10 protein-coding genes and 1 pseudogene are annotated in these 14,030 nt (G+C 59.7%); 1 reads left to right on the forward strand and 10 read right to left on the reverse strand.

Going from position 1 to position 14,030, the window contains the following annotated elements; all coding sequences use genetic code 11:
- Positions 1–54: 54 nt before the first annotated feature.
- From GJB56_RS28395 to GJB56_RS28435, 9 genes are all read right to left on the reverse strand, one after another.
- The gene (locus tag GJB56_RS28395; RefSeq protein WP_162793405.1) at positions 55–1,665 is read right to left on the reverse strand and encodes an ABC transporter substrate-binding protein; all 1,611 of its coding nucleotides are present in this window, start codon (positions 1,663–1,665) and stop codon (positions 55–57) included.
- Positions 1,666–1,679: 14 nt separating this feature from the next.
- Positions 1,680–2,984, reverse strand: a complete 1,305-nt coding sequence (locus GJB56_RS28400; protein WP_046378075.1) for an NtaA/DmoA family FMN-dependent monooxygenase — start codon at positions 2,982–2,984, stop codon at positions 1,680–1,682.
- Positions 2,981–3,811 (reverse strand): sulfurtransferase, encoded by an 831-nt coding sequence (locus GJB56_RS28405; protein WP_046378076.1) that lies wholly within the window; start codon positions 3,809–3,811, stop codon positions 2,981–2,983. Before GJB56_RS28405 ends, GJB56_RS28400 begins: the two co-directional genes overlap by 4 nt.
- Positions 3,812–3,872: 61 nt before the next feature.
- Positions 3,873–5,840 carry an acetyl/propionyl/methylcrotonyl-CoA carboxylase subunit alpha gene (locus GJB56_RS28410; RefSeq protein WP_113682253.1) on the reverse strand — a complete coding sequence of 656 codons (1,968 nt, stop codon included), beginning with the start codon at positions 5,838–5,840 and terminating at the stop codon, positions 3,873–3,875.
- A 4-nt stretch (positions 5,841–5,844) separates the two neighbouring features.
- A complete protein-coding gene (locus GJB56_RS28415) occupies positions 5,845–7,446 on the reverse strand; it encodes a carboxyl transferase domain-containing protein (RefSeq protein ID WP_020968690.1) in 1,602 nt (533 codons plus the stop codon).
- On the reverse strand, positions 7,433–8,632 hold the full coding sequence (locus tag GJB56_RS28420) for an MFS transporter (RefSeq protein WP_097387752.1): 1,200 nt from the start codon (positions 8,630–8,632) through the stop codon (positions 7,433–7,435). The genes GJB56_RS28415 and GJB56_RS28420 overlap by 14 nt, the downstream gene beginning before the upstream one ends.
- Positions 8,629–9,792, reverse strand: a complete 1,164-nt coding sequence (locus GJB56_RS28425; RefSeq protein ID WP_230091095.1) for an aminotransferase class I/II-fold pyridoxal phosphate-dependent enzyme — start codon at positions 9,790–9,792, stop codon at positions 8,629–8,631. Before GJB56_RS28425 ends, GJB56_RS28420 begins: the two co-directional genes overlap by 4 nt.
- Before the next feature lie 556 nt (positions 9,793–10,348).
- The gene (locus GJB56_RS28430; protein ID WP_113682254.1) at positions 10,349–10,951 is read right to left on the reverse strand and encodes a hypothetical protein; all 603 of its coding nucleotides are present in this window, start codon (positions 10,949–10,951) and stop codon (positions 10,349–10,351) included.
- A 23-nt stretch (positions 10,952–10,974) separates the two neighbouring features.
- Positions 10,975–11,424, reverse strand: coding sequence for a winged helix-turn-helix transcriptional regulator (locus GJB56_RS28435; protein ID WP_046379802.1), 450 nt, complete (start codon positions 11,422–11,424; stop codon positions 10,975–10,977).
- Between the two features lie 127 nt (positions 11,425–11,551).
- Here GJB56_RS28435 and GJB56_RS28440 point away from each other — a divergent pair.
- Positions 11,552–12,658 (forward strand): annotated as a pseudogene (locus tag GJB56_RS28440) (MFS transporter); the annotation flags it as partial.
- 57 nt (positions 12,659–12,715) lie between these two features.
- Here the strand turns inward: GJB56_RS28440 and GJB56_RS28445 are convergent.
- Positions 12,716–13,966 (reverse strand): amidohydrolase, encoded by a 1,251-nt coding sequence (locus GJB56_RS28445; RefSeq protein WP_019747511.1) that lies wholly within the window; start codon positions 13,964–13,966, stop codon positions 12,716–12,718.
- Positions 13,967–14,030 lie beyond the last annotated feature (64 nt).

Consider the following 14,030-nt stretch of genomic DNA (forward strand, 5'->3'; position numbering starts at 1 on the left):
TCCTTCCGAGAAAAGGGTTTGTCGAAGCAGGTTGTCGAGTTGAGGAAGTGTGAACTAGCTCTTCCACGCATCCACGAAGTCCACCGAGTAGAGATCGGCTTGGATGCGCAGGTCGTGAACCGCGGGAGTCGTCGCGTAGATCAACGAAGAGGCGTGCAACGGGATCGCCAGTGCCTGATCGGCAATCAGCTCCTGAATCTCCTTCAACACTTCGTTTCTCGCATCGATGTCAACGGTCTGAGATTGTTTGACCAGCAACGCATTCAGCTCGGGAGTCGAGGCGATGCCTTTGGTCGAGCCGAGAGTGGGACTGAACACCAGCAGTACGTCACCGTCGGCGCGCAAGCTCTGGAAGTAGATCGATTCCCACGTGCCGTCGGTTCTCGCGGCGTTGTCCTCGGCAGTCGAGCGAGGTTGCAAGTTCACCGTGACTCCGATGTCGCGCAGCTGAGATTGGATCAGTTCGAACTGCGATTGTGGGAGGTGGTTGCGGTAGGCCAATTCCACGGTCAGTTTCTCACCATCCTTGGTTCGGAATCCGTCACCGTCGACTGTCCATCCACTGGTGTCCAGCAGTGACTTCGCACCCGACGGATCATAGGTGTACTCGGACGAGAGATCGGTGTAGCCGGGCGCTTTCACAGACAGGATGCTGCGTGCTTTCTCGTCACTCGGTGTGTAGGTGGTATCGATGATCTGTTGGGTATCGATGCCCTTCACCAAGGCGCGCCGCACGTTCAGGTCCGCAAGTACCGGCGCGAACGTGGGGTTGAGCAAGAGCGAGTCGTTGATGCCGGCAGCAATGGACGGGATGACAGTGAGTCCGGCGCTTTGTGCGCGGTCGACGTCTGTGCTCGGAATGTCGATCGCGGCGTCCAGTTGTCCTGACGTCAAACCGCCGATTCGCACCGAGGATTCGGGGACCACCAAAAAGGTGATCGAATCCAGATATGCCTCTCCCTTGTTCTTGTTGAGTGAGGATCCCCAGTGGTACCCGTCCCGACGGGCGAGTACGACCTTCGCGTTGGTCTCCAGTTCTTTCTGTACGAACGGACCTGAAGCGATAACGCCCTGGGCGCAGCGTTCTTCGGGCGTCTTCTTCAAGGATTCCGGTGCGATGATGGCGAGCGTGTCGGAGCGGGCGGCTTGAAGGAATCCTGCCGATGGTTCCGAGAAATCGAGTGCGACGGTCGAGGGGTCGAGTACCTCGGCCCCGATGAAGGTCGCGAGATGAGATTTCGCAGTGGTTGCGAAACCGCTGTCTCCCAGTCTTTTCTGGCTCTCGAAGTTATCTGCCACGACCTGTGCATCCAGACGTTCGCCGTTGCTGAAGGTAACTCCGTCCTGGAGAGTGAAGACGAATCGTCGACCGTCGTTCTGGACCTCCCAGGACGTCGCCAACCAAGGAACGATCTCCCCGGTGTCGAGATTCTGGTCGACGAGTTTGTCGTAGAGGGGATGGAACGCCGTGGCGGTTTGACCGTTCAGGGTCTTGTCGATGCACGGTGGAAACGTATTGATGGCAAAGGTCAGATCGCCCCCGGACGCGGGCTCGGAGTCCGCGCTGGCAGTTGGTGTTGCAGTGCTGCAACCAGCCGCAACTGCAAGCGTCGACGCCAGGATGGCGACTCGGATCGGTGTGGATGAAAGCCGCGACGTCGTCATGGACTGAGTTCCGTTCATCGTGTGGAAGTGCGAGTGGAATCGAAGATGTTGGACCGCAAGGTCGTTCCGGTGTATTCGCGCCGGAACACGCCCCGATCTTGCAGAAGTGGCACAACGGAACTGGCGAAGTCGTCGAGCCCCCTGGGGAAGTGGGTAGCCGTCAGGATGAAACCGTCAGCTGCTCCCGATTCGAAGAGATGGGTCAACTCGTCCGCTATCTCTTGCGGCGAGCCGACAATCTCGGGAGTGAGATCGTTACGCGCGAACAACTGTGCGGCTTCGGCGATAGTGAGATCCTGGGCGTCGATCAGCCGCGCCAGACGACGCGACGGACCTTTTCCCTGATCGACGACGTCGTTGATCGGAGTTGTCGGATCGAACTGCGACAGATCGAGTCCGGCGGAGTGGGAGACCCACTCGATTGCTGCATCCGGATGGATCAGGGATCGCAGATACTCCTGCCGTTCCTTCGCGATGCTCGTCGTCTCGCCGACTATCGGTTGCACGGCGGCGACGAGGCGCACCGAATCAGGGTCGCGTCCAGCCTCTTCCGCGTAGCCGCGAATTGCCTGGCGCTTCGCTCGAAGATCTTCCTCCAACGGGTCGATCGCAAAGACCAGATCTGCCCACCGCCCACCGAACTCGCGCCCTCGCGCCGATTCACCTGCCTGGATGAAGACCGGGCGGCCCTGAGGTGATTGTGGCAAGGTGAGTGGACCCTGCACCGACAAGTATTTGCCCTTGTAGTCGGCCGCGTGAATCTTGCTTGTGTCTGCGTAGATTCCGCTGTCGCGATCGGCCAACACGGCGTCGCCGTCCCACGATGACCAGAGTGCGGTGGTCGCTTCGAGAACCTCGTCGCCGCGCTCGTACAGTTCTTCTCTCGGAAGCCGATCGACTTCGGGAAAGTTGTCGTTTGCCGGACCGGGCGCCGTCATCACGATGTTCCAGGCCGCGCGCCCACCGCTGAGTATGTCGAGGCTGCCCAGAGTTCGCGCCAGGTTGTACGGGCTGTTGAAGCTTGCCGAAAGGGTTACGCCGAGACCGATACGATTTGTTACGCCGGCCACCACTGCAGCCAACTGCGTCGGATCATGTTGAAAGCCGGTCAGCAGACCGTATTTGGTGTGGCCGTCGACGTAGTGCACACGCTCAGGTATCAGTACCAGGTCGAATTTCGCTCGTTCCGCGGCTTGCGCGTATCGCTCGTAGAGCGCTCTGTCCTCGAAGGCATTCTCCGAGTACGAATGTCGCCACATTCCGGCACTGTGCATACTCGGAAACACCATGTAGGCGCCGAGGATCATCTGTCGTGTCATCGCTGGTCCGGATTCCTTGGTGTGTGATGGATGTCAGTGGAGACGGGTCGTTCGGGGTCGGCGCTCCACCCCGACCACGACGCGACGTAGACCGCGGATCTGATGCCGACCGCTGCAAGCGCCAGTGCGTTGTGCGACGCGGCAACTCCGCCGACGCAATAGGACACGACGGTGCCACCACGCTCTATTCCGAACTGGTGGAAGTATTCTCGTAACTCGCGGTCGGGAAGTAGGAAGCCGTTGTCGTCGAGTAGGTCAGTTGCCGGCGCTGAGATAGATCCGGGGATGTGGCCGGCGCGGAAACTGCTCGATCCTCGGGCGTCGAGCAATCTGCCGGCCGATGCCGCGCGCAGGGCGCCTTCTGCGTCGGCGAGTGTCGTGCTAGCGGTGGAAGGTGGTACGGGCATCGAATCGTTTGTCGATATGGGTTTTCGGGATGAAGCCCATGCGGACGATCCGCCGTCCAAGTACCGCACTGAACGTCCCGCCCAGCGAAGCGTGAACCACGCGCGGGCCGCAAGCAGGGGGCTGTCCGAACTGTAGACCACGATGTGAGCATCGGCGGGTACTTTCAGATCGTTCAGTGTTCTTCCGAATGCGTCGAGATCTGGCAGCGGTCGATTCCCTTCAGTCCCGCCGCCACTGCTTTGAAAGTTGTTGATCGACAATGTGATGGACTGCGGCGCAGTAATGATTCCGGCTCCGCCCTCGCTGTTGTCTCGTACCACGTTGACGACGACGAGCGTCCGATCGGAACGAATGAGTTCGCGGAGTTCGGTTGCGGAAACAATGACTGCGCGACGCTCGATTCCCCCTGCTTCTGACATGAAAGATATTGTGTAACAATTGCTTCAGTCAAGAAAGAGATAAGATCGTGGCAATCTTTACTCATGGCGCCACGGCTGCCAGCACTTGTCCGGCATCGATGACATCTCCCACCGTTACTGTCACCGCCGAGACGATTCCGGGTGAGGAAGCACGAAGGGCAGTCTCCATCTTCATTGCTTCTACGACCGCGACGACATCACCTTCCGACACCCGCGTTCCAGTCTGCAGCACTGCCAGCACGGTTCCCGGCATCTTCGATGTGATCTCTCCGTCACTGAGATCGGAATCCTTTGCTGTATAGACTTTCTCGATTACCTTCACGGTCCAGCCACCAACGCACACCCATGTACCGGTGCCGACTCCGAGGCGTCCAGCGGTGGTTGTCAAACCATCGGCGACCAGGCTGAGTGTCACTTCGTCGGTTCCGCCCCTGACGACCACCGAAATGTTCCGGCCGTCGGCGGCGACAATCCAGTGGTTGCTTCGTTGTGAGATGACCGTGGTCGGCACGACGCGGCCGTCGGCAATGAGTTCGCGTCCGATCGGGTCGGATCCCACCTTGCGCAATGTCTCTCGATGTAGTCCGTGGGGGCCGGTCCATGACGACCCGGTGACCGGCGATTGTTCCTCGACGGAAGTCCACACCATCGCAACAGCAGCGGCGGTGGCCTGGAGCTCTGCAGAATCCGGGATCAACCGAGGGAGGTGCTCGTCGACGAAGGAAGTGTGAATGTCATCCGCGCGCACAGCCGGTGTCGCCAAGAGAAGTCGGAGGAAACCGATATTCGAGGTTCCACCGAAGTAACTGGAGTCGGCCAAAGCTCGGTCCAGTGATTCCAGTGCGGTTGACCGCGTCGGACCGCTTGCTATGACCTTTGCGATCATCGGATCGTAGAACGGCGGAATGCTGCCGGCACCCTCGAAAGCACTGTCGATGCGAACCGTCGACGGCCAGGCTACGTCCACAGAATGTGAAGGTGCGGGCCGAAATCCGTTCGACGGATCCTCGGCGTAGATTCTGGCTTGCACCGCGAAACCCCGCAGCGCGATATCGCGCTGCTGTAACGGCAAACGGGCGCCGAGGGCGATGTCGAGTTGCAGTTCGACGAGATCGACGCCGGTCACTTCCTCGGTGACCGTGTGTTCGACTTGCAGGCGCGTGTTGACTTCGAGGAAGTAGTAGCGGTTTTCGGCGTCAACCAGAAATTCGACGGTTGCCGCATTCACGTAGCCGACGCCTCCGAGTAGTCGCAGAGCGTCGTGCTGCATGGCTCCCAGGACCGATTCGGGGACAGAACTTGCCGGTGCCTGCTCGATGATCTTCTGGTTCCGACGCTGTAGGGAGCATTCACGGGTGAAGAAGTGAACTCCTGTACCGAAGGAATCGAAGAGGACCTGAACTTCGATGTGACGCGGACGCTCCACCAGCGTTTCGATCATCAGGTCGCCGCGGCCGAAGTTCCTTTCGTTCAAACCGATTGCAGAGGTGATGACCTCTCGTGCGTCATCACCCGGATGTAGTCGAACCATCCCCTTGCCGCCGCCCCCGAACACCGGTTTCAGCAGCACCGGCACGTCGAGAGATCGAACGTGACCGAGGACGGTATCGGGATCGGCGCTTGCCTCGCCCCACGCGGTGAGAGTCGGGATGCCGGCGTCAGCGGCGGCCTTCTTCGCTCTTGCCTGGTCTCCGAGTAGAGCGATGGATTCAGCGGCAGGACCGACGAATGTCAGACCTGCAGCGACGACGGCTTCAGCGAAATCGGAGTCTTCGGAGAGAAATCCGTAACCCGGGTGCACGGCGTCGCAATCCGCGGCCAGCGCGGCCGCAATGATTTGATCCGAATTGGTGTAGGACTCCGAGGGGATGTCTCCGTCCAGAAGCACGGTGTGATCGGCGAGGCGATGCCACTGTGCGTGTGAATCGACGGGGGAGGAGATCGTCACTACCGACATGCCGAGACGACGGGCCGTGCGCGCGATGCGCGTGACGATTTCGCCCCGATTGGCGATGAGAAGTCGAGTCATGTTCTCACATCCTGAAGACGCCGAAGCGCGTAGTTCCGTGATTGCGGGGAAGCATGGACAGCGCGAGTGAAACCCAGGATCGCGTGTCGACCGGGTCGACGATCGCGTCCACCCATAGCCTGGATGCGACGTACACCGACTCGCCCTGCCGGTCGTAACCTTCGCGTATCGGCCGTTTGATTTCCTCGATTTCCTCTTCCGTGAGCGGAGTTCCGCGTGTGCGCGCAGATTCGATCTTCATCAATGCCATCACCGACGCTGCTTGCTCGGAACCGACCACGGTGGTCTTCGCGTTCGGCCACACGGCCATGAAGTCAGGACCTATCGAGCGTCCGCACATCGCGAGGTTTCCCGCCCCGTAGCTTCCGCCGATGACGATGCTGAGCTTGGGAACCCTGGCGCAAGCAACGGCATTGACCAGTTTCGCTCCGTGTTTGGCGATACCTTCCGCTTCGTACTGCTTCCCGACCATGAATCCGTTGACGTTGTGCAGGAACAACAATGGGATGTCTCGTTGTGAGCACAGTTCGACGAAGTTCGCGGCCTTGAGGGAGTCCTCCGAAAAGAGCACACCGTCGTTCATGATGACCCCGACGGTGTACCCCTCGATGTGGCCGGTCCCGCAGACGATGGTTCGGCCGTAATTCGCTCGGTACTCGACTAATTCGCTGGCATCGAGCAGGTGGGCCAGAACGTCGCGCGCGACGATCGGGGTTTTCGAGGAAGCCGGGATCACCGTGTCGAGCGATTCGGGGGAGTGAAGAGGTGGTCGCGGAGATCGTGACGGCGCCCGTACCTCCCGTCGATCACCGCGGGCGACGATGTCGGCGATCATGCTCAGAGCCTCGATGTCGTCGTTGGCGATGTGATCGACGACGCCGCTGATCACCCCGTGCACGTCGGCGCCGCCGAGCTCTTGCGGTTCGACGTCGACACCGGTTGCAGCCTTGACCAACTGAGGGCCGCCCAGATAAACGGTGCCGGTACCGCGGACGATGACGGTCTCGTCGCACATCGCTGGGATGTATGCACCTCCAGCCGTGCAGGAACCCATGACCGCTGCGATCTGAACGATGCCGTCCGCCGACATTTCGGCGATGTTCTTGAACATCTCGCCGAAATGGTGCTCGTCGGGGAAGATCTCGTCCTGCATCGGAAGGAAAACACCTCCGGAATCGACGAGATAGACACACGGCAGCCTCAGCCGACGAGCGACGGATTGCAATCGCAGTTGCTTCTTGACGGTCAGCGGGTAGTAGGTGCCGCCCTTGACGGTGGCGTCGTTCGCGAAGATGGCGCAGAGTGAGCCGCGGATGAGCCCTACGCCCGTGACCAGACCAGCCGACGGGAGTTGCTCGTCGTACACCTCGAATCCGGCAAGTTGTCCGATCTCGAAGAACGGGGACTGCACGTCGAGAAGAGCATCGATGCGTTCGCGAGCGGGCAATTTGCCGCGAGCCCGGTGCTTGGCGACCGACCGCTCGGGTGCCCCGTGAACGGACAAGTGTTGCGCGTCCGCAACTCGCTCGCGAATTTCCTTGTATGCCAGTAAGTTCTGCTCGCGGGTACCGGGGTCGAGTTGTGCGGTGCGTTCAATGACGGGCATGGGACGTACCTACTGTCGGTTCGGAGGAAGCTGTGCGGAGGGAGAATACGAGCGCAGTCGCTGCTGCAGTGATCAGTGCGACGATTGCCGACCACACGTGTTCATCGGATGCGAGAGGTCCGACTACAGAGGCGATGCCGGCAATCCCCTGCTGTACGAGTCCGCAGTACGCGACGGCGATGGCTCCGCCTTCAGCAAAATGCGTCACTGCTGATGCTGCCGAGTTCGGGAAGAGAAGTGATTGCCCAAATGTCAGTGCGATGTATCCGAGCAGGAAGACCGCGAGCAACGGCGTGGAACCGAGTGGGGCATACCAGCAGAGCATGAGGACGAGGCCGGCAAGCAGCATGCACAGCGCACCTCGACGCATTAACTTCTCTGAACCGACGGTTGTGGCCCTTCGATTGACGTAAAGCGCGCCGCTGAAGTAGGCGGTTCCGTAGAGGATTCCGAAGGCTCCGAATGCCCACGGTTGCAAGTCGAATCGATCGCTGAACAGGAAGGGGCTCGATTGCTGCACAAGGACTATCGCGCCGAAACCCAGGCCCCCCGCAATGGCTGGTTTGTAGAACTGCGGTGTCAGGACTATGGCATTCCACCGAACAACGCGTTCGTTGTTGTCGCGGACTGTGGTGTTCTCGGTCCTCAGTGCCACCGCAGCGAGTGCTGCTCCGAATACTCCGAGCACGCCGAAGCCGGTTCGCCACGAGGTGAACGACGCGAGAGCGCCGCCGATCAGTTGGCCACCGCCCAGTGCCACCACAAATGCCATCGACAACAGCGACAATCGACTAGCCAACTCCGAACCGGTGAACTTGTCCTTCACCATCATTCGCACGATGATGGCCGCACCCCCTGCTCCGATGCCTTGAACGATCCGGCCGATCAGTAGTACGGCGGCGCTCTGGACCAAAGCCAATGCAACGCAGGCAATCACGAACAGTATTAAGCTGGACAACAGTGCCGTCCTGCGTCCGAGTCGATCTGCCAACCGCCCCCACACGACCACCGGAAGTGCGGCACTGATCACGAAGAGTGTCACAGACCACTTCACCACGGAATCTTCGATGCCCAGATCCGTCGCGATCTTCGGCAGTGAAGGGAGGTAGATGGTCGTGGCCATTTGTGCTGTCAACACGACGGCACAAGCCAGAGGTGTCACTGCGACAGTGCGGTCGTCGCTCATTCCGTGACTCTTCGTAGGACGTCGGCGAAGCGCTCGATCGTTGCATGTGGAAGGTCCGCCCGAAGCATCAGTCTCAGCCCGGCTTTGCCCCGGCCGATGACAGGGAAGAAGACCGCCGATGTGTAGAAACCGCTAGCCAGCAGTTTCTGTGCTGCGGTGATGGTTTGTTCTTCCTCGTGGAGCGTGACGAAGCGGATCGGGAGTCCATCGCCCGATGCCGGCGTGTCGACGAGCGAATCGAACAGTTCGACAACCGTGCGGAGTTGCCGCTGCCGCTTGTCGACCTCTCCGCTGCGGTGGAGCTCCACGGACGCCGCAATAGCACCCAGCCCGGCTACGTTCACACGCTGCGACCACGTCAACGGGCCGCCGTAGCGAAGTGCGAGATCACGATTTCGGCTGCCCCCGTTCCGACCGAGTGCGATCGCGCCGCCGGAAGCACCGAATCCCTTGTTCAGTGATGTCAGCAAGAATGTTCGATCATTGAGGCTGCCGATGAGATCCAGGACCGCGCCACGCCCGTTGTGTCCGATGACCGAGGTGCTGTGCGCCTCGTCGAGAACGAGAATCAGTCCGTATTTGGCCTGTAATGCAAACAGTTCGTTCAGCGGCGCCTTCCCGCCTGTGCTGTAGACGGTGTCCGCCACGTATGCCACCTGAGAATTTGTTCGGCAAAGACTTTCGAGTTCATCGACGTCGTCGTGCCGAATGGTCACGATCGTCGTTTCGTCGGCGACGCTCGCCTTCATGGCATTGAGGCAGAAGTGTGCGTTCTTGTCGAACACCATGAGGGGAGGTTCACCGCCGGTGAGCAACCCGGACGCGACGAGGGGGAGCAAACTCCACGCAGCGTTTGCGGCGGATCCGAGGGTGAGCACATGTGCGTCAAGCAGTTCGCTCAACGCGGCCTCTGTGTCGTCGAGAAGGCTGGAGTGGACTCTCATCCGCGAGATGGAACTGTTCAACGTTCGTTCGCGCTCGAGAGCGGCGATCGCACCCGAACGAATTCGGTCGTCGGTGTCGAGCCCCAGATACGAGTACGTGGAGAAGTTCTCGAATTCGTATCCTTGGATCGTCCGGTGTTCGAAACCTGCGACGCGATCGGCGGTGATATCGGCCAGACCCTCACTGACTGCGCGATCCCAGAATGGGTTGCTCAAATCAGCAGCACGCCTGAGGTTGGAGTACAGATTCCTATCTTTCAAGCTCTCGGCAACCGTCATTTCGCGGCTGGTCCCTTCACTGGATTCGATAGCGGAATTACTGCGTTGATGCACTGAGATGCATCATCGTCAGTTGACATCGCTCATTGAGAACGAAAGACAATTCGATGTCAAGCATTACGGAATCGAGACGCCGAGAAAAAGGAAGAAACCCTATGGTTTGGAACTAGTTGAATCTGTAACTTAAGGCGTTGTTGCAGTTCAGTGACGGTGATGATTTATCACGATTTCCCGTGATAAATCGGATAATGCCGTGAGTCACAGACTTGTGTGCACTTCCGCGTGATGTTCGAAGAATATTATGATCCGCATGCGTCAAAGGGTTGGCACGGAAGCGATAAGGCTTCTGTCTCATATTTTTCGAGGATCTCGTGGAGGTTCGGCAATCAGGCGATCCTGTATCTGGAATCGATTTTCTTCTTAATGAATTTCAAAACGTGTTAGGTCCGCTTATCGAATTCTTTACTCGGAGGATGGATGATCCGGCAATGATTCATCCTCGTCGCGACCACTTGCCGCGCAGAAGCATCAGTGCGGTAAGGGTGAGGCCCCATCCGATCGTGGACAGTGCGACGCCCACGCCTGCCTGTCCGGTGACATCAGTACTGGCGTCGATACTGAATGCTGTGGTGAATCCCGCAGCCGTGCCGGCAGCTGCAGTCAGGCCGCCTGCCTTCATCCATCGCGACCGATGCGCGGAAACGAAACACGCGAGGATCACCGTTAATCCGCAGGCAAACACCTGCCAGGGAGGAAACTGCGTCGGGGCAGGCAGGCCGGGGCCGCGGAATCCGCCTTTGTAGTCGGCTGACCAGCTGAGCCAGCCCACACAAGACAGAAAGCCCAGCGCAAAGGCCAACAGACCGGTGCGCCACAGTCCGAGTGGGCCCGATCCCGTGCGCCCGGCGTCGAGGGCGGTCGTGGAGTGCTCCACGCCAGTTCGTTCCGAACGCCAGATTGTCCAGATGATGCTTGCGCCGATAGTTGTGGGTACGCCGACGAAGATGAATGCAATCCAGAGAAACTGCGGCCAGGAAAACTCGAGATCGACAGTCATGATCGGAGTATGCGCGAACTTCGAATCCTGTGCGCCCATCTACCGATCTGGCGAGTTGCGGGTCAGCCTTCCTCGACCTTCTCCACATGTGTACTTGCCGGGTCCAGGTCGATATTCCGTGCGTTGATCAGTCGAAGCCTGGGCACCGGATCGCCCGTGGTGTCGTCGATCAAGATCGAGTGTGGCTCACCGTCATCGAAGGCGTGGCGCTCTCCCCATTGCCGCAGGCTCGTGATCACGATGAACAGATCCATACCGCGTCCGGTCAGGATGTACTCGTTGCGGGTCCCTTGTTCGTTCGGTCGGACTTCGAAAATTCCTTGCTCGACAAGGGTTTTCAGCCTGTCCGTCAAGATATTCTTTGCGATGCCCAGGTTTCGCTGAAACTGACTGAACCTCGACGACCCGTCGAAGGCGTCTCGCACGATCAACAGCGACCATCTGTCGCCGATGATGTCGGCCGCTCGGGCCGTCGGGCAGTGCGGGTCCGTCCATTGCGTGCGATCAGGCATCGGGTTCCTCATTGGTTGCGTTTTGAAACTGTATTGACATAGTCTTCAAATGGTATCAAAACGCAACCAAATTGAGGTAGAAGTGACTGCACGTCAATCTGTCGAGAACGCACGGGACAAGTTCAAAATGCCTCGTGGACTTCGCCTGTTGCTCGCGGTGCTCTGCGGTGTCTCGGTAGCCAATATCTACTACGCACAGCCGCTCCTCGGGCAAATCGGTTCAGATCTTTCCATCCCTCCGGCCGGCCTCGGCTTCGTAGTCGCACTCGCCCAAATGGGTTACGTGGTGGGGTTGATCGTGTTGGTGCCACTGAGCGATCTCGTGAATCGCAAAAAATTGATCGCAATCCAGATCGTCTCTGCTGCAACAGGAACGATGCTTGTTGCTCTTGCAGCCACGAATCTGCAACTGCTGATCGGGATGGCTGTCGCAGGCACGTTCTCGGTCGTCGTTCAAGTCGTAGTCGCCTACGCTGCGGCAATCAGCGACCCAGATGAGCGGGGCGCAAACATCGGTGTGATCACCAGCGGCGTTGTCGTCGGCATCATCCTCGCTCGGACTGTCGCCGGCGCAGTTGCGGATCTGGCAGGCTGGCGGGCTGTCTACGCGGGATCCACCTTGATTTCGGTCCTGATCGCGGCGCTCGCGTTGACGATGCTGCCGAAAGACCCTCGTTCGCAATCGGATCGGGGTTCGTACGTGGGTGCAATGGGATCGGTCGTGACATTGACTCTTACGAACCGACTATTTCGCACGAGGGCTCTGATCACCCTGTTCCTGTTCGCGTCCTTCGGTGCGCTCTGGAGCGGTATGGCATTACCACTGAGCGAGGAGCCATGGCGATTGTCGACCACACAGATCGGGCTCTTCGGAATCGCCGGATTGGTCGGAGCATTGGGCGCGATCGGTGCCGGACGTTGGGCCGATCAAGGCAAAGCCCAACGCGTCACCGGGGCGTCGTTGGTCGTTCTCTTGCTGTCGTGGGTTTTCAACGCGCAGGCGACGCACTCGCTGGTGTTACTCGTAGTCGGTGTTGTTGCTTTGGACTTCGCCGTGCAGGCTGTTCATGTCTCGAGCCAGAACCTGATCGTCGCGGATGAACCGGAATCGGCCGGGCGGACCATCGGTAGTTACATGGTGTTCTATTCGTTGGGCAGCGCGGCTGGGGCGGTTTCCACCACTATGGTTTTCGACGCGGCAGGGTGGGGCGCTGCAAGTATTCTCGGCGGCGCCTACGCGTTTGCAGCCTTGATCGTGTGGACGGTCGATCGATTGCGGACCCGCAACACCCTAGGGAGTTGGGAGCCACGTCCTGGCCGCGACGACCAAGGCGTTCACACCGATGGTCAGGGTCGGCTCGATCACGGGAGCGTAGTGCGGGGAGTGGTTCGACGGCACGGTTCGCAAAGCCGGATCGGTCATGTCACCTGTCGTGAACAGTGAAGGGTCGGTACCGCCCAACAACCAGTACGACAGTGGCGCACCGGCACTGGTCGCGAGAATGCCGACGTCTTCACTACCTGCTCCCGCACCGGGATCGAGAATCTTGTTCGTCCCCAACCATTCGGCGAAGGCATCGAGTGTCTTGTCCAGCGCCGCCGGGTCATTGACGACGATCGGAAAGTGCTCCGTCTCGGTGATGGTCGGTGGGGTGGGAGCGCCGGCGGTGGCCGCTTCGCCCTGGACGATGCGGTCGACGCTGTCCAGGATGCGCTGACGCACAACTGCGTCGTAGCTGCGGATGTTGAGTTGCAGTTCTGCTTCGCCGGGAATGACGTTGGCGGCATCTCCAGCATGGATGGAGCCGACGGTGAGGACAGCTGTTGCAGTACTCGGGACCTCGCGTGAGATGACAGTTTGCAAACGCAACACGGTTTCGGCCGCCATGACCACGGGATCGACCGAGTTCTCCGGCATAGATCCGTGGGCGCCCTTTCCGACCAGTCTCACACGAAGTGAGTCCGATCCCGCATACGAGGGGCCGGCGTGCCCGGCGATCGTGCCTGCCGGTAGCGGCGATACGTGTTGGCCGAGAACGATGTCGGGCTTCGGGAATCGCTCGAACAGTCCGTCGTCGACCATGGCTTGCGCACCCGCGCCAAGTTCCTCCGCCGGTTGGAAGACGAGGACAAGAGTGCCGGACCAGGTCGTCGTGTCCTGCGAGAGGATCCGGGCTGCACCGAGTAAGCAGGTCGTATGCAGGTCATGGCCGCACGCGTGGCTGACCGAGACGGTCTTCCCCTGGTCGTCGGTCGTTGTCACGGTGCTGGCGTAGTCCAATCCGGTTTCTTCCCGAACCGGGAGGGCGTCCATGTCCGCACGCAGCAGCGCTGTGGGGCCCGCTCCGTTCTTCAGGACTCCGACGACTCCGGTTGTCCCGACGCCGGTAGTCGTGTCGAATCCCAGTGCTGTCAAATGTCCTTCCACCAGACTGGATGTTCGATGCTCGTGAAATCCAAGTTCCGGGTTGCCGTGGAGGTCTTTGTACAGGTCGATCAAATCCAGATCCACTGCGATCGTTTCGTGCACTGACGAGGTCATGAGAGTCCTCTCGGTAGCGTCTTTTCAGGCTAACCGGGATGACGGGTCGGTAAACAGGACCTTA

Source organism: Rhodococcus sp. AQ5-07 (assembly GCF_009707305.1).
GTDB classification, from domain to species: domain Bacteria; phylum Actinomycetota; class Actinomycetes; order Mycobacteriales; family Mycobacteriaceae; genus Rhodococcus_F; species Rhodococcus_F erythropolis.

Bases quoted from the DNA above. Each gene is read 5' to 3' on its own strand.
- GJB56_RS28395 (WP_162793405.1), bottom strand. From the start codon at position 1,665: ATGACGACGTCGCGGCTTTCATCCACACCGATCCGAGTCGCCATCCTG.
- GJB56_RS28400 (WP_046378075.1), bottom strand. From the start codon at position 2,984: ATGACACGACAGATGATCCTCGGCGCCTACATGGTGTTTCCGAGTATG.
- GJB56_RS28405 (WP_046378076.1), bottom strand. From the start codon at position 3,811: ATGTCAGAAGCAGGGGGAATCGAGCGTCGCGCAGTCATTGTTTCCGCA.
- GJB56_RS28410 (WP_113682253.1), bottom strand. From the start codon at position 5,840: ATGACTCGACTTCTCATCGCCAATCGGGGCGAAATCGTCACGCGCATC.
- GJB56_RS28415 (WP_020968690.1), bottom strand. From the start codon at position 7,446: ATGCCCGTCATTGAACGCACCGCACAACTCGACCCCGGTACCCGCGAG.
- GJB56_RS28420 (WP_097387752.1), bottom strand. From the start codon at position 8,632: ATGAGCGACGACCGCACTGTCGCAGTGACACCTCTGGCTTGTGCCGTC.
- GJB56_RS28430 (WP_113682254.1), bottom strand. From the start codon at position 10,951: ATGGGCGCACAGGATTCGAAGTTCGCGCATACTCCGATCATGACTGTC.
- GJB56_RS28435 (WP_046379802.1), bottom strand. From the start codon at position 11,424: ATGCCTGATCGCACGCAATGGACGGACCCGCACTGCCCGACGGCCCGA.
- GJB56_RS28445 (WP_019747511.1), bottom strand. From the start codon at position 13,966: ATGACCTCGTCAGTGCACGAAACGATCGCAGTGGATCTGGATTTGATC.